Origin of the sequence: Pseudomonas sp. 44 R 15 (assembly GCF_900004965.1) — a bacterium.
GTDB classification, from domain to species: domain Bacteria; phylum Pseudomonadota; class Gammaproteobacteria; order Pseudomonadales; family Pseudomonadaceae; genus Aquipseudomonas; species Aquipseudomonas orientalis_A.
The window spans coordinates 85,696-109,092 of the sequence record NZ_CVTU01000042.1 but is presented as its reverse complement, the minus strand read 5'-3'; the positions used below and the strand labels follow the sequence as shown (position 1 = coordinate 109,092).

Below are 23,397 nucleotides of genomic sequence, written 5' to 3'. Positions count from 1 at the left end.
GCGCACGACTCTGCGATAGTGGCACTATAATGGCGCCATAATACCAACAGGAGTCGCCGTCATGAGTCATCCCAAGCTTCTTGATACCCCGCTCTACGCGCTCCTGCACAAGGACGACATCCGCGGCTTCAATCAGGAACGCCCCGGTGACGGGGTTATCGATATGCGTGGCGGCGACTTCCGAGGGTTGGACCTGCGCGAACTGAACACCGCAGGTATCGACTTCACCGACGCCTACTTCCGCTCCGCCGACCTGCGCGGGCTGGATTTACGTGAATGTTCACTGGAAGGCGCCAGCCTGGCCCACGCGCAGATTTCCGGCACTTACTTCTCCTCCGACCTGACGGCTGATGAGATCCTGATGTCGGTCAATTTCGGCACACGCCTGCGTTACCGCACCAAATAACCTCAAGACTTCGGCTCCCGGCCGCGCGACAGGCGTGCCGGGCGCTTTACCCTGCCTGAGATATGGCGGCGTTCTTATAAGCTTTTGAGCCGTTCCCGAGCAAAAAATCACACTTTTCCTACTGAGCGCTACACTCATTTTCAGGCTTGCCTGGTCACGATACCCACCGCACCCTTCGGCCGTCGCAAGGAGGCTTGATGAACGATGAGCTGCAGCACCTGAAAAATCTTGGCAAGACGTCGGCGCAATGGCTGCATGCGGTGGGCATCCACAGCGCATCCGACTTACGCCGCCTGGGGGCGGTCGACGCCTACCGAGCTGTGCGCACTCGCGGGTTCCGAGCATCGAAAGTCCTGCTGTATGCCATTGAAGGCGCATTGATGGATGTGCATTGGAACGACATTCCCGCAGAACGCAAAGAAGCGTTGAACCGTCAGTTCGATGCGCTCTCGGCGCGCAAGAAGATTTAGGTCTGCGCAGGGGCAGTTGGAGAAAAATACGGGAATGGATAAAACAACTGTTGACTCTCAAATGAGAATCGTTATGATTATCACAACTGGTCGCGAGATCAGCCGATAACTGAAAGACCATTGGTTCGGACTCTCAGATTATCTCCTCATCAGGCTAATCACGGTTATTTGACCCGGCTCTTGCCGGGTCTTTTTTTGCCTGGAAAACCCTGTGCTCAGCGCGCGATGATCAACGGATGACCACGTTCCGGATGCGACTGCACCAACACATCCAGGCCAAACACCGCCTTGAGCGGCTCGGGCCGCAGCACCTGTGCCGGCGTGTCCAGGGCATGCGGGCGCCCACCCGCCAGCAGCAGGATACGATCACAGTAACGCGCGGCCAGGTTCAGGTCATGCAGGATCACCAGCACCGCCGCGCCACGGTCGGCAAAGCTGCGGATGGCCTGCAAGGTCGTGTGCTGATGCAACGGATCGAGCATTGATGTCGGCTCATCCAGCAACAACGTCTGCCCCGCCTCGCCCGGCCATAATTGCGCCAATACTCGGGCCAGGTGCACCCGCTGACGCTCCCCGCCCGACAAGGCCAGGTAACTGCGACCGCTCAGGTGCCCTGCATCTGCCGCATGCAGCGCCGCGCGGATAATCTCCTCATCCCGTACGCGACCGGTCTGATGGGGCAAACGTCCCATGCCTACCACTTCCTCGACACGGAAAGCGAAATCCAGGGTGGAGGTCTGGGGCAGGACTGCCAGGCGTTGAGCGCGTTGCGCGCCGCTCAAACGCTTCAATTCCTGCGCACCCAGCCAGACTTTGCCCTGATCAGGCAACAATTCACCGCACAGCGCACTCAACAAGGTGCTTTTACCCGCACCGTTGGGGCCCAATACGCCCAGCACTTGGCCCGGCAGCAGGTCAAGGGTCACATCCGCCAACACGGTTTTGCCTGCGCGACGGATGTGCAACGCCTCCACCCGCAGCATCAGGCGCGCCCCCGCAACAATAAATAGAGAAAAAAAGGCGCGCCGATAAACGCGGTGACGATACCGATCGGCAATTCCGCCGGCGCCAACGCCAGGCGCGCCACCAGATCGGCAAACAGCAGCAAACTCGCGCCCGCCAGCACCGAAGCCGGCAGCAACACCCGGTGGTCCGGCCCTGCCAGCAACCGCACCAGATGCGGCACCACCAATCCGACAAAGCCGATCATGCCCGCCGCAGCCACGGCTGCGCCGACGCCCAGCGCCGTACAGAACACCAGTTCACGCTTGAGCTTTTCAACATCGATACCCAGATGACTGGCCTCGGACTCACCCAGCAACAGCGCATTCAAGGCCTTCGCTCGGCGCGGCAGCCACAGCGCCACGCCCGCACTGACCAGCAGCAACGGCCATAATCGCGAATAGCTGGCACCGTTTAGGCTGCCCAGGTTCCAGAACGTCAGGGTACGCAAGGTGGCGTCGTCTGCCAGGTAGGTAAACAGCCCCACCGTGGAACCGGCGAGCGCCGTCAGCGCAATGCCGGCAAGCAGCATCGTCGCGACGTTGGTCTGGCCGTTGCGCCGTCCCAATCGATACACCAGCGCGGTGACGCCCAGGCCGCCCAGAAACGCGCAGATCGATAATAGATACGGCCCGAATGCGTCCGGCAACCCGCCAAAAAACGAGCCTGCGACAATGGCCACCGCCGCCCCCAATGCCGCACCACTGGACACGCCCACCAAGCCAGGATCGGCCAGCGGGTTGCGAAACAATCCCTGCATCGCCACGCCCGACAATGCGAGCACACCCCCGACGGCCAGGCCCAGTAACGTGCGCGGCAAACGAATCTGCCCCAGGATCAACTCGGCCTGTTCGAGCCCCTGGGCATTGATCGGCATCCCCATCAATCGCAATGCGGCCCTGAGTGTGTCGAACAACGGCAGGCTGACCGGGCCCAGGGCCAATGAGAGCCAGATCGCCACCAGAGACAACAGCGCCAGCCCGATAAACAGCGTTTTCGGTTTAACCAATGTCGTCATGGGGCGGGTTGCGCGCTGGACGGGTAAAACCCGGCCGACAACTGCGCCAGGCTCTGCGGCAAGCGTGGCCCGAGCCCGCCCACCAGCAGCGTCGGGTCCAATTCAATCACCCGACCGCTCTTGGCCGCCGGCGTGGACGCGAGGATAGGATTTTCCTTGAACAACGCCACACGGGCCGCTTCACCGCTGAGTGCCCGATCAGCAAATACCAGCACATCGGGACTCAACCCGGCCAGCGACTCCACCGAGAACAGTTTGTAACCACTGTGAGTCGCCAGGTTATGGCCGCCGGCCTGCTGCACTATCCAGTCAGCAGCGGTGTCCTGACCGGCGATCAACGGCTTGCCGCCGGCGTGCCCGAGCAACATCAACACGCCCGGTGCTTTTTGCGTCACCTGGGCCTTGGCCACCCAGGCTTTCTGTCGGTCCAGGGCCTGCTCATAGCCGCTGAACAATTGGTTGGCCCTGGCCTCGCTGTCCAGCAGCTTACCCAAATGCGCCAGGTTGGTTTTCAGGCTGGCCAAATCCGGCTGTGCCGAGAACATTTCTACCTGCACCCCGGCGCTGCGGATTTGCGCCAGCACCGGTGGTGGCCCCATTTCCTCGGTACCCACCAGCAGTTGCGGGCGCAGACTGAGAATGCCTTCGGCCGACAATTGGCGCTGATAACCGATACTTGGCAATGCCTTGAGTGACGCCGGATGCTGGCTTGTCGTGTCCACGCCGACCAGTTTCGACTCGCCCCCCAATGCCGTCACCCACTCCGATAACGCGCCACCGGCGCTGACCCAGCGTTGCGGCAGCTCCGAGGCTTGGACCGCTTGGCTGACCAGCAATCCGGCAACAAGCGCAATAACGCTGGCACTCAGGCGCATAACAGGGTTTCCTTTCAAGGCAGAGCCGCTCATGCACTCATCAATGTGACAGATACAGCCTGCCCGGCATCGTAATGAGCACCCGACCAGCTGACGGGCGAAACGGCATTTGATAATTGTTTGCATTTGAACGTCAAGGCACTTAAGGAATGAAATGAAGTTTCTCTGCCCCTCCGAAGCCCTTGCGCCCGACAGCAGCCTCGGCTTTGATATCGACGGGCGCAAACTGTTGGCCGTGCGGCGCGATGGGGTTGCCTACTTCTATATCAACCGCTGTCCCCACCGCGGCATCCCGCTGGAATGGCAACCGCACCGCTTCCTCGATTCAAGTGCCAGCCTGATTCAATGCGCCACCCACGGGGCGCTGTTCCTGATCGAAAGCGGCGAGTGCATCGCCGGCCCCTGCGCAGGCCAAAGCCTCACCGCCCTGCCCGGCCGCGAAGACGAACAGGGCTTGTGGGTGGAACTCTAGTCACCCAACAGCACCTTCAACGGCCGCTCGACGTAAATCTCTTCAGGCGTGACCCGCACACCGTACGCCAGCACCTCGACCCCCGCCGCCTTGGCTTCACGCAACGCAGCGGCGTAACCCGCATCAATTTCCACCGCCGGGCGCACCGCATCGATCCCCGAGAGATTGACGCAATACAACTGCACCGCCCGCACACCTTCACGCGCCAGGTAAGCCAGCTCCCGCAAGTGCTTGGCGCCGCGCTGGGTCACCGCATCAGGGAATGCCGCCACTGAGCTGCCATCAAAGCCCAAGGTGACACTTTTAACCTCGACAAACGCGGCCCCCTGGGGGTATTCCAGGCGAAAATCGATCCGGCTCTTTTCCTGACCGTAGGGCACTTCTCGCTTCAACGCAGTGAACCCGTTGAGCTCAGTGATGACGCCGGCGCGCAGTGCTTCCTCGACCAACTGATTGGCGCGTGCCGTATTCACGCATGCCAGCCGACCCTGGGGCGTTTCGGCGATTTCCCAGGTGCCCGGTAACTTGCGCTTGGGGTCGGCGGAACGGCTGAACCAGACCTGGCCACCTTCGACCATGCAGTTGAGCATCGAACCGGTGTTCGGGCAGTGAATGGTGAGCAACTCGCCGGTAACGGTTTCGATGTCGGTGAGAAAGCGCTTGTAGCGGCGGATCAGCCGCCCTTCTTCGAGGGGAGGATGAAAACGCATCAGCCTTGCCAGCTCCGCAGGCCACGGGCAATCCGCTCCACCGCTTCTTGTAGTCGATCAAGGTTTTGCGTGTAGGCAAAGCGCACATGATGACCCGCCTGATAACGCCCGAAATCCAGCCCGGGGGTAAAGGCCACATATTCTGTTTCCAGGAAATGCCGGCAGAACGCGAAGGCATCACCGCCGAACGCGCTGATATCGGCATAAAGATAGAACGCTCCTTCCGGTTCCACCGCGATCCTGAAGCCCAACTCGCGCAGGGCCGGCAGCAGGAAGTCACGACGTCGGCCGAATTCGGCGCGACGCTCTTCCAGAATGCTCAGGGTTTGCGCGGTGAAGCAGGCCAGGGCTGCATGCTGGGCCATGCTCGGCGCACTGATGTAGAGGTTCTGCGCCAGCTTCTCCAATTCACCCACTGCTTCAGGGGGCGCCACCAGCCAGCCCAGGCGCCAGCCGGTCATGCCGAAATACTTCGAAAAACTATTCAGGACGAATGCATCGTCATCGACTTCCAGCACGCTCGCGGCGTCTGCGCCGTAGGTGAGGCCGTGATAGATCTCGTCCACCACCAAGTGGCCGTCACGCGCCTTGACGGCACTCGACAGCCCGGCCAGTTCGTCCCGAGTCAGCATGGTCCCGGTAGGATTGGCCGGGGAGGCAACCAGCGCGCCCACGCTGTCCTGGTTCCAGTGTTCGGCCACCAGGTCGGCGGTCAATTGGTAACGCACCTGTGGCCCCACCGGCACCAACTGCGCCGCGCCCTCCACCAGGCGCAAAAAATGCCGGTTGCAGGGGTAGCCTGGATCCGCCAACAGCCAGTGCTTGCCCGGATCCACCAGCAGGCTGGTGGCGAGTAACAACGCGCCGGAGCCACCGGGCGTGATCAGAATGCGCTGCGGATCAATGTTCAACCCATAGCGCTGCTGGTAGAAACCGCTGATCGCGTCACGCAACTCGGGCAGCCCACGGGCGGCGGTGTAGCGCGTCTTGCCGTTGGCCAGGGCCGCCTGGCCAGCCTGGATAATCGGTTCGGCGGTGGTGAAGTCCGGCTCGCCGATTTCCAGATGGATCACGTCGCGGCCGGCTGATTGCAGCTCATTGGCCCGCGCCAGTAACGCCATGACATGAAAAGGTTCGATGGCGCGACTGCGCGCACTGTAGGGCTGAGCCATTAGCCTTCCTTAGACGGTGAGGACAAAATCCGGATTCTACCGAACCCTGGCGTTAAAACATGCTCTATTGCCTGCCCTACCGACTTGACGGTACGGGCAAGCGCCGGCAAAACGACTAAAATCAACATTCGAGACAAGACATACCCAGCCACGACGGGGCCCTGCAGTTTGCAACCCCGGCGCGACAGGCTCGACAACCGGGAGTGGCGCACCCCGAATCTATCTGGTAAGTTCGCCCGCTTGCAGCCGCAGGGCCGGCAGGTGTCGGTGACGTTGCAATCCTGCGCAATGGATTAGAAGAGTGAGAGGCGGTCTATTCATGTCCACCCAAGAAAAGCAAAGCATCAGCGGCTTCGAACCTTACGTAGAGAAGAAAGGTGAGGAGTACATGGGCGAGCCCATGCGCTTGCACTTCACCAAGATCCTGAACAAGTGGAAACAGGACTTGATGCAGGAGGTTGACCGTACCGTTGACCACATGAAGGACGAAGCAGCCAACTTCCCTGACCCGGCCGACCGTGCGAGCCAGGAAGAAGAGTTCGCCCTCGAACTGCGCGCCCGTGATCGCGAGCGCAAGTTGATCAAGAAGATCGACAAGACCCTGCAACTGATCAAAGACGAAGAATACGGCTGGTGCGAATCCTGCGGCGTCGAGATTGGTATTCGTCGCCTGGAAGCCCGCCCGACCGCGGACCTCTGTGTAGACTGCAAGACCTTGGCCGAAATCAAGGAAAAACAGGTCGGCAAGTAATACCTGCCGAGCTGAAGGAATGGGGCGTGCGAACGCCCCATTTTTGTGTCTGGCGTTTACCGATTTTCCAGTAGTATCCGGCCCATGACTGCCTCTACCTACATCGGGCGTTTCGCCCCCACGCCCAGCGGCCATTTGCACTTCGGCTCCCTGGTCGCCGCCCTCGCCTCCTACCTCGACGCCCGCGCCAACCAGGGGCGCTGGCTGATGCGCATGGAAGACCTCGATCCGCCCCGGGAAGAACCCGGCGCCCAGGCGGCAATTCTGCATGCCCTTGAGCGCTACGGCTTTGAGTGGGACGGCGAACTGCTCCGGCAAAGCGAGCGGCACGAGGCCTACGCCAAGGTACTGAACGATTTGTTCAACCACGGCCTGGCCTACGCCTGCACCTGCTCGCGCAAACAGCTGGAGCCCTACAACGGGATTTACCCCGGACTTTGCCGCAACGCCGGCCACGACCAGCAAGATGCCGCTATCCGTCTGCGCGTACCCGAGCTTGAATATCATTTTACCGACCGGGTACAGGGCCCATTCCGACAGCACCTGGGGCGCGATGCGGGCGACTTCATCATCCGCCGCCGCGACGGCCTGTACGCCTACCAATTGGCCGTGGTCCTGGATGACGCCTGGCAAGGCGTTACCGACATCGTGCGCGGCGCCGACCTGCTCGACTCCACGCCGCGCCAGCTTTACCTGCAGGAACTGCTCGGCCTGCGCCAGCCGCGCTACCTGCATGTGCCGCTGATCGTCCAGCCGGACGGTAACAAACTGGGCAAGTCGTACCGTTCGCCACCGCTGACCGCAGACCAGGCCGCGCCGTTGCTGCTCAGAGCACTGCGCGCCCTCGGTCAGCCGGCCGGCGATGAACTGCTTTACGCGAGCCCCAGGGAATTGCTGGATTGGGGCATCCAGCAGTGGGATGCCACACTGATCCCGCGCACACTCACGCTGGCCGAAGCGCAATTGCGCTGAAGGCGCTTGCAGCTTGCCGGGCATCCGTTACCATCGCCGCAGTTTTTTAATCAGAGGCCAACATGTACATCTATCGATTGGTCCTGCTGCTGGTCGTCGGGATCTACCTGTTTTCCCCCGCCATCATGGACTGGTGGATCGACGCCACGGGCGCCTGGTACCGCCCTTATCTGCTGTGGCTGATCCTGATCGTCGTGACTTTCATCCTGCAGAGCCAAAAAGATGCCGATGAGCTTTAGCCTCACCCAGATGCTGCTGATCAGCGCCGCCTACCTGGCGGCGTTGTTCGGCGTCGCCTGGATCAGTGAGCGCGGAATGATTCCGCGGGCGATCATTCGCCATCCGTTGACCTACACCTTGTCCCTGGGCGTGTACGCCAGCGCCTGGGCGTTCTACGGTACGGTAGGCCTGGCCTATCAATACGGCTACGGGTTCCTTTCCAGCTACCTCGGGGTGTCCGGTGCGTTCCTGCTGGCACCGGTGCTGCTGTACCCGATCCTGAAAATCACCCGTACCTACCAGTTGTCCTCCCTGGCGGACCTGTTTGCCTTTCGCTTTCGCAGCACCTGGGCCGGTGCGCTCACCACGATCTTCATGTTGATCGGCGTGCTGCCGTTGCTGGCGCTGCAGATCCAGGCGGTGGCCGACTCCATCAGCATCCTGACCCGCGAGCCCGTGCAACATCGTGTTGCCCTGGCCTTCTGCGCCTTGATCAGCCTGTTCACGATTTTTTTCGGCTCACGCCATATCGCCACCCGCGAAAAACACCAGGGCCTGGTGTTCGCGATTGCCTTCGAGTCGGTCATCAAGTTGATTGCCATCGGCGGTGTCGGCCTTTACGCGCTTTACGGCGTGTTCGACGGCCCGCAACAGTTGGAATTGTGGTTGCTGCAAAACCAGACGGCCCTTGCCGCGTTGCACACGCCGCTGCAGGAAGGCCCGTGGCGAACGCTGCTGCTGGTGTTCTTCGCGTCGGCGATCGTGATGCCGCACATGTACCACATGACCTTCACCGAGAACCTCAATCCACGCTCGCTGGTCAGCGCCAGCTGGGGGTTGCCCCTGTTCCTGCTGTTGATGAGCCTGGCGGTGCCGCTGATCCTCTGGGCCGGCCTGAAACTGGGGGCCACCACCAACCCCGAGTATTTCACCCTCGGCATCGGTATCGCGGCCAACAGCCCGGCCCTGGCGCTGCTGGCGTACGTCGGCGGTTTGTCCGCGGCCAGCGGCCTGATCATTGTCACCACGCTGGCCCTCTCCGGCATGGCGCTTAACCACCTGGTGCTGCCGCTGTACCAGCCACCGGCCGAAGGCAATATCTACCGCTGGTTGAAGTGGACGCGTCGCGCGCTGATCGTCGCGATCATCATGGCCGGCTACGCCTTTTACCTGCTGCTGGGCGCCGGACAGGACCTGGCCAACCTCGGCATCGTGGCCTTTGTCGCCACCTTGCAGTTCCTGCCGGGCGTGCTGTCGGTGCTGTACTGGCCCACCGCCAACCGCCGAGGCTTCATCGCCGGGTTGCTGGCGGGCATCCTGGTGTGGCTGGTCACCATGCTGCTACCGCTGGTCGGCAACCTGCAGGGGTTCTATATCCCCTTGCTGAACATGATTTACGTGCTGGACGACACCAGCTGGCACATGGCCGCAATCGCCTCGTTGGCCGCCAACGTGCTGATGTTCACGCTGATCTCGCTGTTCACCAATGCCAGCCCCGAAGAAATCAGCGCCGCCGAAGCCTGCGCGGTGGACAACGTGCGCCGCCCGCAACGCCGCGAGCTGCATGCGGCCTCGCCCCAGGAATTCGCCACGCAACTGGCCAAGCCACTCGGCGCCAAGGCCGCGCAAAAGGAAGTCGAGCAGGCCTTGCGCGATTTGTACCTGCCGTTCGACGAGCGCCGCCCCTATGCCCTGCGGCGTTTGCGTGACCGTATCGAAGCCAACCTGTCGGGGTTGATGGGCCCCAGCGTGTCCCAGGACATGGTGGAAACCTTCCTGCCCTACAAGGCGGGCGGCGAGAACTACGTGACCGAAGACATCCACTTCATCGAAAGCCGGCTCGAGGACTACCACTCGCGCCTCACCGGCCTGGCCGCCGAGCTCGATGCCCTGCGCCGTTATCACCGCCAGACCCTGCAGGAACTGCCGATGGGCGTGTGTTCCCTGGCCAAGGACCAGGAAATCCTGATGTGGAACAAGGCCATGGAAGAGCTCACCGGTATCGCCGCGCAACGCGTGGTCGGCTCTCGCCTCAATACCCTGGGCGACCCCTGGAAAGAATTGTTGCAGGGTTTTATCAACCTGCCCGACGAGCATTTGCACAAACAGCACCTGGCGCTCGACGGCCAGACCCGTTGGCTGAACTTGCACAAGGCCGCCATTGACGAGCCCCTGGCCCCCGGTAACAGCGGCCTGGTGTTACTGGTCGAAGACCTCACCGACACGCAGATGCTCGAAGACAAGCTGGTGCACTCCGAGCGCCTGGCCAGCATCGGTCGCCTGGCCGCCGGCGTGGCTCACGAGATCGGCAACCCGATCACCGGCATCGCCTGCCTGGCGCAGAACCTGCGCGAAGAACGCGAGGAGGACGGTGAAATCACCGAGATCAGCGGGCAAATCCTCGAGCAGACCAAGCGCGTGTCGCGCATCGTGCAGTCACTGATGAGCTTTGCCCACTCCGGCGCCCACCAGAATCAGGACGAAGCGGTGTGCCTGGCCGAAGTGGCGCAGGACGCCATTGGGCTGCTGGCCTTGAACCGGCGCAATTTCGAAGTACAGTTCTTTAACTTGTGCGATCCGGACCATTGGGTCGATGGCGACTCGCAACGCCTGGCCCAGGTCCTGATCAACCTGCTGTCCAACGCTCGCGACGCCTCCCCGCCGCACAGTGCGGTACGCGTCAAGAGCGAGGCTTTCGAGCACACGGTCGACCTGATCGTGGAAGACGAAGGCAGCGGCATTCCACAGAACATCATGGACCGATTGTTCGAACCTTTCTTCACCACCAAGGACCCGGGTGAAGGTACCGGTCTGGGCCTTGCACTGGTCTATTCCATCGTTGAAGAGCATTATGGACAAATCACCATCGACAGCCCGGCTGACACCGAAAGCCAACGCGGCACCCGTATTCGGGTGACCTTGCCGCGTCATGTCGAAGCGACGTCCGCTGTGAACTGAGACCGTCGAGAGAATTGAATCAATGCCGCACATTTTGATCGTCGAAGACGAAACCATTATCCGCTCTGCCTTGCGTCGCCTGCTTGAACGTAATCAGTACCAGGTCAGCGAAGCCGGCTCGGTGCAGGAAGCCCAGGAGCGGTTCAGCATTCCCACGTTCGACCTGATCGTCAGCGACCTGCGCCTGCCGGGCGCACCGGGTACCGAATTGATCAAGCTGGGCCAGGGCACGCCGGTGCTGATCATGACCAGCTACGCCAGCCTGCGCTCGGCGGTGGACTCGATGAAGATGGGCGCGGTGGACTACATCGCCAAGCCTTTTGACCACGACGAGATGCTTCAGGCAGTGGCCCGCATCCTGCGTGACCGTCAGTCGGTCAGCAGTGCCCCGGTCGAACAACGTCCGGCAGGCAAGGCTGCCGACAAACCGGGCGTCGACAACAGTAACGGCGAGATCGGCATCATTGGTTCCTGCCCGCCCATGCAGGACCTTTACAGCAAGATCCGCAAGGTCGCGCCGACCGACTCCAATGTATTGATCCAGGGTGAGTCGGGCACCGGCAAGGAACTGGTGGCCCGCGCCCTGCATAACCTGTCCAAGCGAGCCAAGGCACCGATGATTTCGGTGAACTGCGCGGCGATCCCCGAATCCTTGATCGAGTCCGAATTGTTCGGCCACGAAAAAGGCGCGTTCACCGGTGCCAGCGCCGGGCGCGCGGGCCTGGTCGAAGCGGCCGACGGCGGCACGCTGTTCCTCGACGAGATCGGCGAACTGCCCCTGGAAGCACAGGCACGCTTGCTGCGCGTGTTGCAGGAAGGCGAGATTCGCCGGGTCGGGTCGGTGCAATCGCAAAAGGTCGATGTACGCCTGATCGCCGCGACGCACCGTGACCTCAAGAGCCTGGCCAAGATCGGCCAATTTCGCGAAGACTTGTATTACCGCTTGCACGTGATTGCGCTCAAGCTGCCGGCACTGCGTGAGCGCGGCGCCGACGTCAACGAAATCGCCCAGGCGTTCCTGCTGCGCCAGAGCGCGCGCATCAACCGCACCGACCTGAAATTTGCGCCCGATGCGGAGCAGGTGATCCGGCATTACTCATGGCCGGGCAACGTGCGCGAACTGGAAAACGCCGTCGAGCGTGCGGTCATCCTGTCGGAAAGCCCGGAAATATCCGCCGAGCTGCTGGGCATCGATATCGAACTCAGCGATCTGGACGACGACGACTTCATCGGCCTGGCGCCGCAACAGGGCGCGGGCAGCAATACCAGCCACGAGCCGACGGAAGATTTGTCCCTGGAAGACTATTTCCAGCACTTCGTCCTCGAGCACCAGGACCACATGACCGAGACCGAACTGGCACGCAAGCTGGGCGTGAGCCGCAAGTGCCTGTGGGAACGTCGCCAGCGCCTGGGCATTCCACGGCGCAAGACCGGCGTCGCCAGCGAAAGTTGAGGGGCCGCGCCACAGGTAACACGTGCAGATGTGAAAAAACTGTTACCGCGGATATTTCGCGTAACAAAAGCCGGGGCTTACGGTAACGAAGCCCCGGCTTTTTTTGCTCCATCAAAAACCCGAATCTGCCTCAAACCCCCGGTTTTGCTGGGCAACGCTAAAGTTGGCACGCACCCTGCTATATGCTTAGTACAAAAACAATAACAAGCTTTGTACAAGACAATAAAAATAAGACGAATCGACTCACGCATAACAAAAACAACACGGCGGAGGCGCAGCTAACTGATTCTTTTGGAGAGGCGTTGCATTTGGGGCTTGCCCCGCAACCAGGCCGAGAACAACAAAAACTGCCCTAAGGCAGAGCCTGAACTGGTTGGATCGTAGATCAGCAACACAGCGACCAAAGCAATCCGTTTGCTCTTGCTCCCGATTGGGAGTGTCATGAAGGTGAAGCTTCATGACGAGGGCGATCAACAAAAACAAGAAGCCCGAAACCAATAATAAAAATAGAGCACGCAACTACTTCTGGGGGAGCTTCGGCTCCCCTTGTAGTTTCCGACAGATTGCCCCTGGATTGCCCCTCAAACGCTTTTGGCGCAACGCCCGCAGCTTGTTCCTACACCATCCCCTGACTAAATGCTAGAATCCCGGCCCATCATGCGGTCATTCTTCGTTATGGCCGAACATTCCTTCAAACAGTGCATCCCATGCTGAAGAAGTTGTTCCAGTCATTCCGTTCCCCCTTGCGTCGTACGCAACACATTCGCAGCACGCCTGAAGTGCTTAACAGCAATCAGCATTCATTGCAGCGCGCTCAATTCAGCCGTTACGCAGTGAACATCGTCGAACGTTTGCAGAACGCCGGCTACCAGGCCTACCTGGTGGGCGGTTGCGTACGCGACATGCTGCTCAATATCACGCCGAAGGATTTCGACGTCGCCACCAGCGCCACGCCTGAACAGGTACGTGCCGAGTTTCGCAATGCGCGGATCATCGGGCGCCGCTTCAAGCTGGTGCATATCCACTTCGGTCGCGAAATCATCGAGGTCGCGACGTTCCGCGCCGGCCATCCGCAAAACGATGAAGAGGAAGACACCAATCAGTCTTCCCGCAACGAGAGCGGACGCATCCTGCGCGACAATGTCTACGGCACCCTGGAAGAAGACGCGCAACGCCGCGACTTCACCATCAATGCCCTGTATTACGATCCGGTCAGCGAGCGCATCCTCGATTACGCCAACGGCGTACACGACATCCGCAACAACCTGATCCGCCTGATCGGCGAGCCGACGCAGCGCTACCAGGAAGACCCGGTGCGCATGCTGCGTGCGGTGCGGTTCGCCGCCAAGCTGAACTTCGGCATCGAGAAACACACGGCCGCACCGATTCGCGAACTGGCACCGATGCTGCGGGAGATTCCGTCGGCACGCCTGTTCGAAGAAGTGCTCAAGCTGTTCCTCTCGGGCTATGCGGCCGACACCTTTGAAATGCTCGTCGACCTGCAACTGTTCGATCCGCTGTTCCCGGCCAGCGCCGAGGCCCTGGAGCACAACCCGACGTACACCCACACCCTGATCAGCGAAGCCTTGATCAACACCGATTTGCGCATCAAGCAGAACAAGCCGGTCACCCCGGCCTTCCTGTTTGCCGCGCTGTTGTGGCCGGCCCTGCCCAAGCGTGTACTGCGCTTGCAGGACCGCGGCATGCCACCGATCCCTGCCATGCAGGAAGCCGCCCACGAGTTGATCAGCGAACAGTGCCAGCGCATCGCCATTCCGAAGCGCTTCACCCTGCCGATCCGCGAGATCTGGGACATGCAGGAGCGCCTGCCGCGCCGCAGCGGCAAACGCGCCGACCTGTTGCTGGACAACCCACGCTTTCGCGCCGGCTACGACTTCCTGTTGCTGCGCGAAAGCGCCGGCGAGCAGACCAACGGCCTGGGTGAATGGTGGACCGACTACCAGGACGCCAATGACAGCCAGCGCCGCGAGATGATTCGTGAACTCGGCAGCAAAGGCGACAGCACCGGCGAAGGGCCTAAAAAGCGCCGCCGCAGCTCCAGCAAGCGCAAACGCAGCGCCGCCGATGCCTCAGGCGCAACAGGCGAATAAACGTGGAACGTATCTACATCGGCATGGGCAGCAACCTGGCTGCCCCGCAACAGCAATTGCGCAGCGCGATCGACGCCTTGGCGCAATTGCCCGGCACCACCCTCGCCGGTGTATCCGCCTTCTATCAAAGTGACTCCCTGCTCCCGGGCCAACCGCGCTATACCAATGCGGTGGCAGCCCTGGACAGCGACCTTGCGCCACTCGACCTGCTCGATGCGCTGCAAAGCATCGAAAACGACCAGGGTCGCGAACGCCTTGAGCGTTGGGGCCCACGCACGCTGGACCTGGATATCCTGCTGTTCGGTGACCGCCTGATCGACGAGCCGCGCCTCAAGGTGCCGCATTACCAGATGCACCTGCGGGCGTTTGTGCTTTATCCGCTGGTCGAACTGGCACCTGCGAACCTGTCATTACCTGATGGCCCAACCCTGCGCGACTTACTGGCGGACTGCCCGTTTGTCGGCCTGGAACGCTTACCTCTGTAGGAGCGAGCTTGCTCGCGAAAATCGTCAACGATAACGCGCACAGCCTGATTAAACGCGGTGCCTAAGCGTTCTTCGCGAGCAAGCTCGCTCCTACAATCGCGTCAGTAACAGCGGTAACACCGTCATCGTAACAATGCGGTAACACATCCAATTGACTTCCCGTGTCCTCCTCACGACTATAGGCGTCCCGCTGCCGCCAGCCCGGCGCTGAAGGGCGCAATCCAGGCCTTATAAGCACTGCTCTCAAGACAGTGCGCCTGTATAAACGAAGACTCACGCGCGTTACTCGCTGTTTCCAAGCGCCTGAACGAGGACCCTTTTCATGCCAGACATTACCCTGACCACCTTGCAGAGCCTCAAGCTCAAAGGTGAAAAAATCACCATGCTGACCTGCTACGACGCTACCTTCGCCCACGCCAGCTGTCAGGCCGGGGTCGAGGTGTTGCTGGTAGGCGACTCCCTGGGCATGGTACTTCAAGGGAATGACAGCACACTCCCCGTCACCACCGACGAACTCGCGTACCACACCGCCAGCGTCAAGCGTGGCAATGACGGTGCGTTTATCATCGCCGACCTGCCGTTCATGGGGTATGCCACCCTCGAACAGACCTTCCAGAACGCCGGCAAACTGATGCAGGCGGGTGCGCACATGATCAAGGTCGAAGGCGCCGTATGGCTCGCCGAGTCGATCCGACTGCTGGCTGAGCGCGGCGTCCCGGTATGCGCGCACATGGGCCTGACGCCGCAGTCGGTCAACCTGCTCGGCGGCTACAAGGTACAGGGCCGCAATGAAGCCCAGGCACGCCAGATGCGTGCCGATGCCATCGCCCTGGAACAAGCCGGCGCCGCGATGATTCTGCTGGAGTGCGTGCCCAGTGAACTGGCCGCCGAAATCACCCAGGCCGTCAAGGTACCGGTGATCGGCATCGGTGCCGGCGCCGCCACCGACGGCCAGGTGCTGGTGCTGCACGATATGCTCGGCTTGTCGATCAGCGGCCACGTGCCCAAGTTCGTGAAGAACTTCATGGCCGGCCAGCCCAGCATTCACGCCGCACTGAGCGCTTACGTCAGCGAAGTCAAAGCCGTGACCTTTCCCGGCACCGAACACGGATTTTCTGCATGAACACCGTTAAAACCCTACGTGAACTGCGCGCCGCCGTGACCCACGCGCGCAGTGCCGGCAAGCGCATCGGCTTCGTTCCGACCATGGGCAACCTGCACAGTGGCCACGCCACCCTGGTGAGCAAGGCCGCGCAGCAATCGGACTTCGTCGTGGCGAGCATTTTCGTCAACCCGTTGCAATTCGGCGCCGGCGAAGACCTGGACAAATACCCGCGCACCCTTGCCGCCGACCAGGAAATGCTGCTGCAAGCCGGTTGCAACCTGCTGTTCGCGCCAACCGTCGATGAAATGTACCCCGGCGGCATGACCGGCCAGACCCGCGTCAGCGTCCCCCAGTTGTCCGAAGGCCTGTGTGGGGCCAGCCGCCCAGGGCATTTCGAAGGCGTCGCCACGGTGGTCAGCAAGCTGTTCAACATGGTCCAGCCGGATATGGCCGTATTTGGCCAGAAGGACTACCAGCAACTGGCGGTGATCCGCGCCATGGTGCATGACCTGAACATGCCGATCCAGATCATCGGCGAGCCGACCGTACGTGCCGCCGATGGCCTGGCGCTGTCATCGCGCAACGGTTATCTCACCCAGGAGCAACGCGCAATTGCCCCCGTGCTGTACCGCAGCCTCAGCCAGATGGCCAACGCCATCAAGAGCGGTGAGCGGGATTTCGCCACACTGCGCGCCGAGCACATCCGGCAGATCGAAGCCGCCGGCTTGCGCATGGACTACCTGGAAGTGCGTCAAGGCGTGCACTTGCGTCCGGCCACGCCCGAAGACCGGGACATCGTGATCCTGGTAGCGGCCTATCTGGGCACGACACGCCTGATCGACAACCTGCACCTGAACCTCAACTGACCCTGCTCGACACCCCGCCAATTGCCTTCATCGCTATGCCGGTATAAAAAAGTACCGGCATCAGCGCAGACAAAGCCAAGACATATCGACACGCTAGGTTTAATGTAATCGCCCTGCGCTCCTGGTTAGCGCTGTCCGAAACCCCTCGCGTGTTAAAAGACTGGAGGTTTCGGGCTTTGAAGTGTCCTAAAGGCAGTCCCCGTAATAAAAGGAAACCCGCAGCGATGGCGTACTACCGCACCCCTCATGACGTTACCGCGCTGCCCGCCTGGCACGCGCTCGATCAACATCGCCAAGCCATGCAGGATTTCAGCATGCGCGAGGCCTTTAATGCCGACCCCCAGCGTTTCTCCGAATTCACCCTGAGCAGCTGCGGGCTTTTCCTCGATTACTCGAAAAACCTGATCACCCGCGAAACCCGCGACCTGCTGGTGGGCCTGGCCAACGAAGTCGGCCTTAAAGACGCGATCAACGCGCTGTATGCCGGCGAGCCGGTCAACTCCTCCGAAGGCCGTCCGGCGCTGCACACCGCCCTGCGCCGCCCGGTGGGCGACAAGTTGTCGGTCAACGGCGTGAACATCATGCCCGACGTGCACAAGGTGCTGAACCAGATCACTGACCTGGTCGGCCGTATCCACGACGGCCTGTGGCGTGGCTACACCGAAAAGCCGATCACCGACGTGGTGAACATCGGCATCGGTGGTTCGTTCCTCGGCCCGGAGCTGGTCTCCGAAGCGCTGCTGTCCTACGCCCATAAGGGCGTACGCTGCCATTACCTGGCGAACATCGACGGCAGCGAGTTCCACGAACTGACCATGAAGCTGCGCGCCGAGACCACGCTGTTTATCGTCTCGTCGAAATCCTTCAACACCCTCGAAACCCTGAAAAACGCCCAGGCCGCCCGCGCCTGGTACCTGGCCCAGGGTGGCTCGGAAGCCGAGCTGTACCGCCACTTCATTGCGGTGTCGAGCAACAACGCGGCGGCCGTCGCGTTCGGCATTCGCGAAGAAAACATCTTCCCGATGTGGGACTGGGTCGGTGGTCGTTACTCGCTGTGGTCCGCAATCGGCTTGCCGATCGCCCTGGCGATCGGCATGTCCAACTTCAAGGAGCTGCTGTCCGGTGCCTACACCATGGACCAGCATTTCCAGAACGCGCCGTTCGAAGACAACATGCCGGTGCTGCTGGGCCTGCTGGGCGTGTGGTACGGCAATTTCTGGGGTTCGCAGAGCCATGCGATCCTGCCGTACGACCATTACCTGCGTAACATCACCAAGCATTTGCAGCAGCTGGACATGGAGTCCAACGGCAAGAGCGTGCGCCAGGACGGCACGCCGGTCGCCACCGATACCGGCCCGGTCATCTGGGGCGGCGTAGGTTGCAACGGCCAGCATGCTTATCACCAGTTGCTGCACCAGGGCACCCAACTGATCCCGGCCGACTTCATTGTGCCGATCGTCAGTTTCAACCCGGTCTCCGACCACCACCAGTGGCTGTATGCCAACTGCCTGTCCCAGAGCCAGGCGCTGATGCTCGGCAAGACACGCGCCGAAGCCGAAGCGGAGCTGCGCGATAAGGGCATCCCTGAGGCCGACGTGCAGAAACTGGCGCCTCACAAGGTGATCCCGGGCAACCGTCCGAGCAACACGATCGTGGTCGAACGCATCAGCCCGCGCCGCTTGGGCGCGCTGGTCGCCATGTACGAACACAAGGTATTCGTCCAGAGCGTCATCTGGGGCATCAACGCCTTCGACCAATGGGGTGTCGAGCTGGGCAAGGAACTGGGCAAAGGCGTCTACAATCGCTTGACCGGCGCCGAAGAAACCTCGGCCGAAGATGCTTCGACCCAGGGCCTGATCAACTACTTCCGCGGTCGTCACCGCGGCTGATCAACGCCTGAACCGCTAGCCTCGAAATAACCCCCGGCCTGTTCAGGCCGGGGCTGTTAAACTGCGCGCCCCCATTGTCCTCATTCCCCCGCAAGCAAGGCGCGCTCCATGACTTCCTTGAACCAGGCGCTGCGCGCCGCCCTCGACCATCGCCAAGACCTGATCAGTGAACTGCATGCCCAGGGCACCGATTGCTACCGGCTGTTCCACGGCAGCCAGGAAGGCGCCGGTGGCCTGACGATCGATCGCTACGGCCCGCAATTGCTGGTGCAAAGCTTCCACCAATCCCTGCAAACCGCTGATCTGCTGGACTTGCACCAATTGATCAGTCAATACCTGGGCCTGGAGCTGCTGCTGGTGTACAACGACCGCTCCCGTGGCAACTCACGGATCGACCGTGAAGACAGCGTGTACCGCGCCGAACCTGCCGCGCTGGAGGATCTGGTCGGTCACGAATGGGGCCTCAACTACCGAGTGCGTGGGCGGCATGCCGGGCAGGACCCGCTGCTGTTCCTTGACCTGCGCAACACCCGTGGCTGGGTCAAGGACCACAGCGCCGGTAAAAGCGTGCTCAACCTGTTCGCCTACACCTGTGGCGTAGGCTTGAGCGCGGCAGCCGGTGGCGCACGTGAAGTCTGCAACCTGGACTTTGCCGAGGGCAACCTCGCCGTGGGGCGCGAGAACGGTCTGCTTAACCCGCAGTTGCCGACCATGGCCTTCGTACAGTCCGATTACTTCCCGGCGATTCGCCAATTGGCCGGCCTCCCTGTCACTCAGCGTCGTGGCCAGAAACTGCCGAGCTATCCGCGCCTGGAACAGCGCCAGTATGACCTGGTCCTGCTCGATCCTCCCGCCTGGGCCAAAAGCGCCTTCGGTACCGTCGACTTGTTGCGCGACTACCAAAGCCTGCTCAAGCCCGCACTGTTGGCAACCGCCGATAATGGTGTGCTCATTTGCTGCAACAACCTGGCGAAAGTGAGCATGGACGACTGGCGCGAACAGGTGCTGCGTTGCGCGGAAAAAGCCGGTCGCCCCGTACGCGACTGGCAGATCATGGCGCCAGGCGCGGACTTTCCGTCGAAAGACCAGCAACCTCCGCTGAAGACCCTGATCCTGCAATTGTAGGAAGTTTCCCAGGCCTGGCGGTTCTTCGGAACCGAAATCACGTGCCATACTCCAAGGCACTCTCGTTCGACATAGATGGCTGTCACCCATGCCCAAAGGATTGTTCCGCGCCATAGGCGCCTTGTTGACCGCCCTTGCTGTGTATAGCGTGCTGGGCTTTCTGATTCTGCCCGGCATCGCCCTTCGTATTGCCAACCAGCAGTTGGCCCATTACGCAACGGTGCCGGCGCGTATCGAGCGTATCGAACTCAACCCGTTCAGCCTGGAGCTGACGCTATGGGGCCTGAAGATCGGTGAGCCGGGCAAGGAACAGGTGGGTTTCGAGCGCCTCTATGCCAACCTGCAGATCGACAGCCTCTGGACCCGCGCCCTGCACCTGGCCGATGTTCAACTCGAGCAGCCCAGGACCGAATTGCTCTTCGACAAGTCCGGCCAGTTGAACCTGGCGCAATTGTTCAAATTGCCCCCAAGCGAGCCAACCCCTGCCGATCCCGACGCCAAGCCTTTCCCGCTGCGTATCGACAGCATCAGGCTGGCGGGCGGCTATGTGCACTTTCGGGACCTGCGACCCAGCGAACCCATCGAATTTCTCTACGACAAACTCGACTTCGAGCTGAAAAACCTCAGCACCTTGCCGGAAGATAACGCCGACATGACCTTGGTGGCCGCCGGCCCCCAGGGCGGACAGATCGACTGGAAGGGCAACTTCAGCCTGGTGCCGATCACCTCCGAAGGCTCGCTGAAAGTCACCGACGGCAAAATGAAAGCCTGGTGGCCGTATGTGCGCGACGCCGTGCCGCTGGTGCTTGAGGACGGTGTGCTCAATTTCAGCACCGACTATAAGTTCAGCCTGGCCAAAGAGACCGAACTGAACCTGACCAACACCACCGCCAGTATTGCGCCCTTTGCGATCAAGGCGCCGGATGGCCGGCCATTGGCCCGACTGGAGCGCCTGGACGTCAGCGAGACCACGGTGGACCTGGCCAAGCAACAGATAGTGATCGGCAAGATCCGCAGCAACAAACTCGAAACCTGGGCCGCCCGCGAGGCTGATGGGCAACTGGACTGGCAGAAGCTGTTCGCCAGCCAACCCGGCAAACCGGCCAAGACGCCGGAACCGGCCTCCGCGCCCGCGACTGCCGACTCACCTGAAGCGCCACCGGCAGCGCCGAACAAACCCTGGCAAGTGCTGCTCAAGGATGTGCAACTGCGCAATTACCAGGTGCACCTGGCTGACCGCCAGGCCAAGCCTGCGGTAGCCGTGGATCTGGGGCCGTTGAACGTCGATGTGCAGAACTTCGACAGCCTCAACCAGCGCCCTTTTACCTTGAAGGTCGACAGCGGCCTGGGCAAGCAAGGCAAGATCCAGGCAGCCGGCGAGGTCAACCTCAATCCGGTCAGCGCCAGGCTGAAAGTGAACACCCAGGACATCGACCTGCGCGTCGCTCAATCCTATATCAGCCCGTTCATCCGTCTGGAACTGCGCAGCGGCATGCTGGGCAGCAACCTGGATGTCAACCTCAAGAGTACCGAGCCGCTGACCCTGCAAGTCACCGGCCGCGCGCAAGTGGATCAGCTGCACACGCTCGACACCCTCAAGTCCCGTGACTTCCTCAAATGGCAGCGCCTGGTGCTGGAAGGCGTCAACTACCAGCACGGCGACAGCCTGTCGATCGACAAGGTCAACCTGCTGCAACCCTATGCGCGCTTCATGATCAACGAGGACCGCACTACCAATATCGACGACCTGCTGATTCCGCAGCCTGCCGACAGCGGGAACAAATCGGCAGCCAAACCGGCTGCGAGCAAAGACAAGCCGTTGGGTATCCACGTCGGACAGGTCGCGATCAACGACGGCTCGGCCAATTTCGCCGACTTCAGCCTTACGCCCAACTTCGCTACCGCGATTCAACAACTTAACGGCCAGATCGGCACCATCGACAGTCGCCAGGCCAAACCGGCCAGCGTCGACATCAAGGGCAAGGTGGACCGCTACGCGCCAGTGACCATCAAGGGCAGCGTGAACCCGTTTGACCCTATGGCGGCGCTGGACATCGCGACCAGCTTCAAACGGGTCGAGCTGACCACCCTGACGCCGTACTCGGGCAAATTCGCAGGTTTCCGAATCCGCAAAGGTCGTTTGAACCTGGACCTGCATTACATGATCACCAAAGGCCAGTTGAAAGCTGAAAACAAGGTGGTGGTCGAGCAACTGCAACTGGGCGAGAAAGTCGACAGCGCCGATGCGGTGGACTTGCCGATTCGCCTGGCGGTGGCCTTGCTCAAGGACAGCGACGGCAAGATTTCCATCGAGCTGCCGGTAAGCGGTGACCTGAACAACCCGCAATTCAGCGTCATGCCGATTGTGTGGCAGACCTTGCGCAACCTCGTGGTGCGTGCCGCGACGGCGCCCTTCAAGTTCATTGGTGGGCTGGTCACCGGCGGCGGTTCGCAAGACCTGGGGAGTGTGTCGTTTGCGGCGGGCTCCAGTGAACTGGATAAAAACGCCGAAGGAGCCCTTAACACGCTGGCCAAGGCACTCAAGGAACGCCCTGCCCTGCGCCTGGAAATCGAAGGCACCGCAGCGGCCGGCAGTGACGGCCCGTTCCTGGCCGCGCAACGACTGGAGCGTGAGTACCAATACAACTACTACAAAATCCTGCAGCGTCGCGGCGATAAAGTCCCGGCCCAGGCATCGTTGCTTGTGGTGCCCGAGAAGGAAAAGGCGCCTTTGCTGGAAGGCATTTACCGCACACGCCTGAAACAACAACCACCGGCCGAATGGAAAGGCCTGGGCGACGATGAGCGCGCGGCCAGGCTCAAGGACGGCGTGATCAAGTTCTGGAGTGGCAGTGACGTGCTGCTGCGCCAGCTCGGCCAGGACCGGGCCAGCACCATCAAGGATTACCTGGTGGACAAGGCTAAGCTGGAAGACGACCGCGTGTACTTCATTGATGCGCAGCTGGGACAGGCGGAAAAAGATGGTCGGGTGGTGACGCCGATGCACCTGGATGCCGAGTAACCAAATATGGGAGGGGGCTTGCTCCCGATTGCAGTAGGTCAGTCAGAGAGATGTTGACTGATACACCGCTATCGGGGGCAAGCCCCCCCACATTTTTTGCTCCTCGCCCGTGTTGTTCAGCAGGGGCAGGCGGAGAAAGATGCTCGGGCGCTGGCGCCAATGCATCTGGATGCCGAGTAACCCAATGCGGGAGGGGGCTTGCCCCCGATTGCGGTAGGTCAGTCAGTGATAGATTGACTGATACATCGCCATCTGGAGCAAGCCCTCTCCCACAATAAAACAGGCCCCGACACAAGTGCCGGGGCCTGTAATGACC

Annotated in this window: 20 protein-coding genes; 15 read left to right on the top strand and 5 right to left on the bottom strand. The window is 61.2% G+C overall.

Translation table 11 applies throughout. From position 1 onward, the window contains the following. Positions 1-61: 61 nt before the first annotated feature. Both BFP93_RS04890 and BFP93_RS04885 read left to right on the top strand, forming a co-directional pair. Positions 62-406 (top strand): pentapeptide repeat-containing protein, encoded by a 345-nt coding sequence (locus tag BFP93_RS04890; RefSeq protein WP_065883988.1) that lies wholly within the window; start codon positions 62-64, stop codon positions 404-406. A gap of 197 nt (positions 407-603) precedes the next feature. Then, positions 604-876, top strand: a complete 273-nt coding sequence (locus tag BFP93_RS04885) for a TfoX/Sxy family protein (protein ID WP_065892289.1) — start codon at positions 604-606, stop codon at positions 874-876. A gap of 215 nt (positions 877-1,091) precedes the next feature. Here BFP93_RS04885 and BFP93_RS04880 read toward each other — a convergent pair whose 3' ends face one another. From BFP93_RS04880 to BFP93_RS04870, 3 genes are read right to left on the bottom strand one after another with little or no spacing between them, the layout of a single operon-like run. Continuing rightward, positions 1,092-1,859, bottom strand: a complete 768-nt coding sequence (locus BFP93_RS04880) for a heme ABC transporter ATP-binding protein (RefSeq protein ID WP_065883979.1) — start codon at positions 1,857-1,859, stop codon at positions 1,092-1,094. Next, positions 1,859-2,842: a FecCD family ABC transporter permease gene (locus tag BFP93_RS04875; RefSeq protein ID WP_176717550.1), complete on the bottom strand. Its 984-nt coding sequence runs from the start codon at positions 2,840-2,842 to the stop codon at positions 1,859-1,861. Before BFP93_RS04875 ends, BFP93_RS04880 begins: the two co-directional genes overlap by 1 nt. A gap of 50 nt (positions 2,843-2,892) precedes the next feature. Continuing rightward, entirely contained in the window at positions 2,893-3,771 is an 879-nt protein-coding gene (locus tag BFP93_RS04870; protein ID WP_065892282.1) for a heme/hemin ABC transporter substrate-binding protein, read from the bottom strand. A gap of 154 nt (positions 3,772-3,925) precedes the next feature. Between BFP93_RS04870 and BFP93_RS04865 the strand changes: the two genes are divergently transcribed. Continuing rightward, positions 3,926-4,243: a Rieske (2Fe-2S) protein gene (locus BFP93_RS04865; protein WP_065883972.1), complete on the top strand. Its 318-nt coding sequence runs from the start codon at positions 3,926-3,928 to the stop codon at positions 4,241-4,243. Here BFP93_RS04865 and sfsA read toward each other — a convergent pair. Next, positions 4,240-4,953, bottom strand: coding sequence for a DNA/RNA nuclease SfsA (gene sfsA, locus BFP93_RS04860; protein ID WP_065883970.1), 714 nt, complete (start codon positions 4,951-4,953; stop codon positions 4,240-4,242). The two genes, BFP93_RS04865 and sfsA, sit on opposite strands and share 4 nt — an antisense overlap. Continuing rightward, on the bottom strand, positions 4,953-6,125 hold the full coding sequence (locus BFP93_RS04855; RefSeq protein ID WP_065892280.1) for a pyridoxal phosphate-dependent aminotransferase: 1,173 nt from the start codon (positions 6,123-6,125) through the stop codon (positions 4,953-4,955). The genes sfsA and BFP93_RS04855 overlap by 1 nt, the downstream gene beginning before the upstream one ends. Before the next feature lie 319 nt (positions 6,126-6,444). Between BFP93_RS04855 and dksA the strand changes: the two genes are divergently transcribed. The 12 genes from dksA to BFP93_RS04800 all read left to right on the top strand — a co-directional run bounded on the left by dksA (position 6,445) and on the right by BFP93_RS04800 (position 23,081). After that, entirely contained in the window at positions 6,445-6,876 is a 432-nt protein-coding gene (gene dksA / locus BFP93_RS04850) for an RNA polymerase-binding protein DksA (protein WP_065883968.1), read from the top strand. 84 nt (positions 6,877-6,960) lie between these two features. Then, entirely contained in the window at positions 6,961-7,848 is an 888-nt protein-coding gene (gene gluQRS, locus BFP93_RS04845) for a tRNA glutamyl-Q(34) synthetase GluQRS (protein WP_065892278.1), read from the top strand. 62 nt (positions 7,849-7,910) lie between these two features. After that, positions 7,911-8,087 carry a hypothetical protein gene (locus tag BFP93_RS28200; RefSeq protein ID WP_003176118.1) on the top strand — a complete coding sequence of 59 codons (177 nt, stop codon included), beginning with the start codon at positions 7,911-7,913 and terminating at the stop codon, positions 8,085-8,087. After that, positions 8,071-11,025 carry a sensor histidine kinase gene (locus BFP93_RS04840; protein WP_162303221.1) on the top strand — a complete coding sequence of 985 codons (2,955 nt, stop codon included), beginning with the start codon at positions 8,071-8,073 and terminating at the stop codon, positions 11,023-11,025. Before BFP93_RS28200 ends, BFP93_RS04840 begins: the two co-directional genes overlap by 17 nt. Positions 11,026-11,047: 22 nt before the next feature. Next, entirely contained in the window at positions 11,048-12,478 is a 1,431-nt protein-coding gene (locus BFP93_RS04835; RefSeq protein WP_065892274.1) for a sigma-54-dependent transcriptional regulator, read from the top strand. A 707-nt stretch (positions 12,479-13,185) separates the two neighbouring features. After that, positions 13,186-14,589, top strand: a complete 1,404-nt coding sequence (locus BFP93_RS04830; RefSeq protein WP_065892273.1) for a polynucleotide adenylyltransferase PcnB — start codon at positions 13,186-13,188, stop codon at positions 14,587-14,589. A 2-nt stretch (positions 14,590-14,591) separates the two neighbouring features. Next, a complete protein-coding gene (gene folK / locus BFP93_RS04825; protein ID WP_065892272.1) occupies positions 14,592-15,074 on the top strand; it encodes a 2-amino-4-hydroxy-6-hydroxymethyldihydropteridine diphosphokinase in 483 nt (160 codons plus the stop codon). A gap of 322 nt (positions 15,075-15,396) precedes the next feature. Continuing rightward, positions 15,397-16,197 (top strand): 3-methyl-2-oxobutanoate hydroxymethyltransferase, encoded by an 801-nt coding sequence (gene panB, locus BFP93_RS04820; RefSeq protein ID WP_065883957.1) that lies wholly within the window; start codon positions 15,397-15,399, stop codon positions 16,195-16,197. Further along, positions 16,194-17,045, top strand: coding sequence for a pantoate--beta-alanine ligase (gene panC / locus BFP93_RS04815; protein ID WP_065892270.1), 852 nt, complete (start codon positions 16,194-16,196; stop codon positions 17,043-17,045). The genes panB and panC overlap by 4 nt, the downstream gene beginning before the upstream one ends. 224 nt (positions 17,046-17,269) lie before the next feature. Continuing rightward, a complete protein-coding gene (gene pgi / locus BFP93_RS04810) occupies positions 17,270-18,934 on the top strand; it encodes a glucose-6-phosphate isomerase (protein WP_065883953.1) in 1,665 nt (554 codons plus the stop codon). A 108-nt stretch (positions 18,935-19,042) separates the two neighbouring features. Beyond that, the gene (locus BFP93_RS04805; RefSeq protein ID WP_065892268.1) at positions 19,043-20,059 is read left to right on the top strand and encodes a class I SAM-dependent rRNA methyltransferase; all 1,017 of its coding nucleotides are present in this window, start codon (positions 19,043-19,045) and stop codon (positions 20,057-20,059) included. 88 nt (positions 20,060-20,147) lie between these two features. Further along, positions 20,148-23,081: a DUF748 domain-containing protein gene (locus BFP93_RS04800; RefSeq protein ID WP_065892266.1), complete on the top strand. Its 2,934-nt coding sequence runs from the start codon at positions 20,148-20,150 to the stop codon at positions 23,079-23,081. Positions 23,082-23,397: the final 316 nt, after the last annotated feature.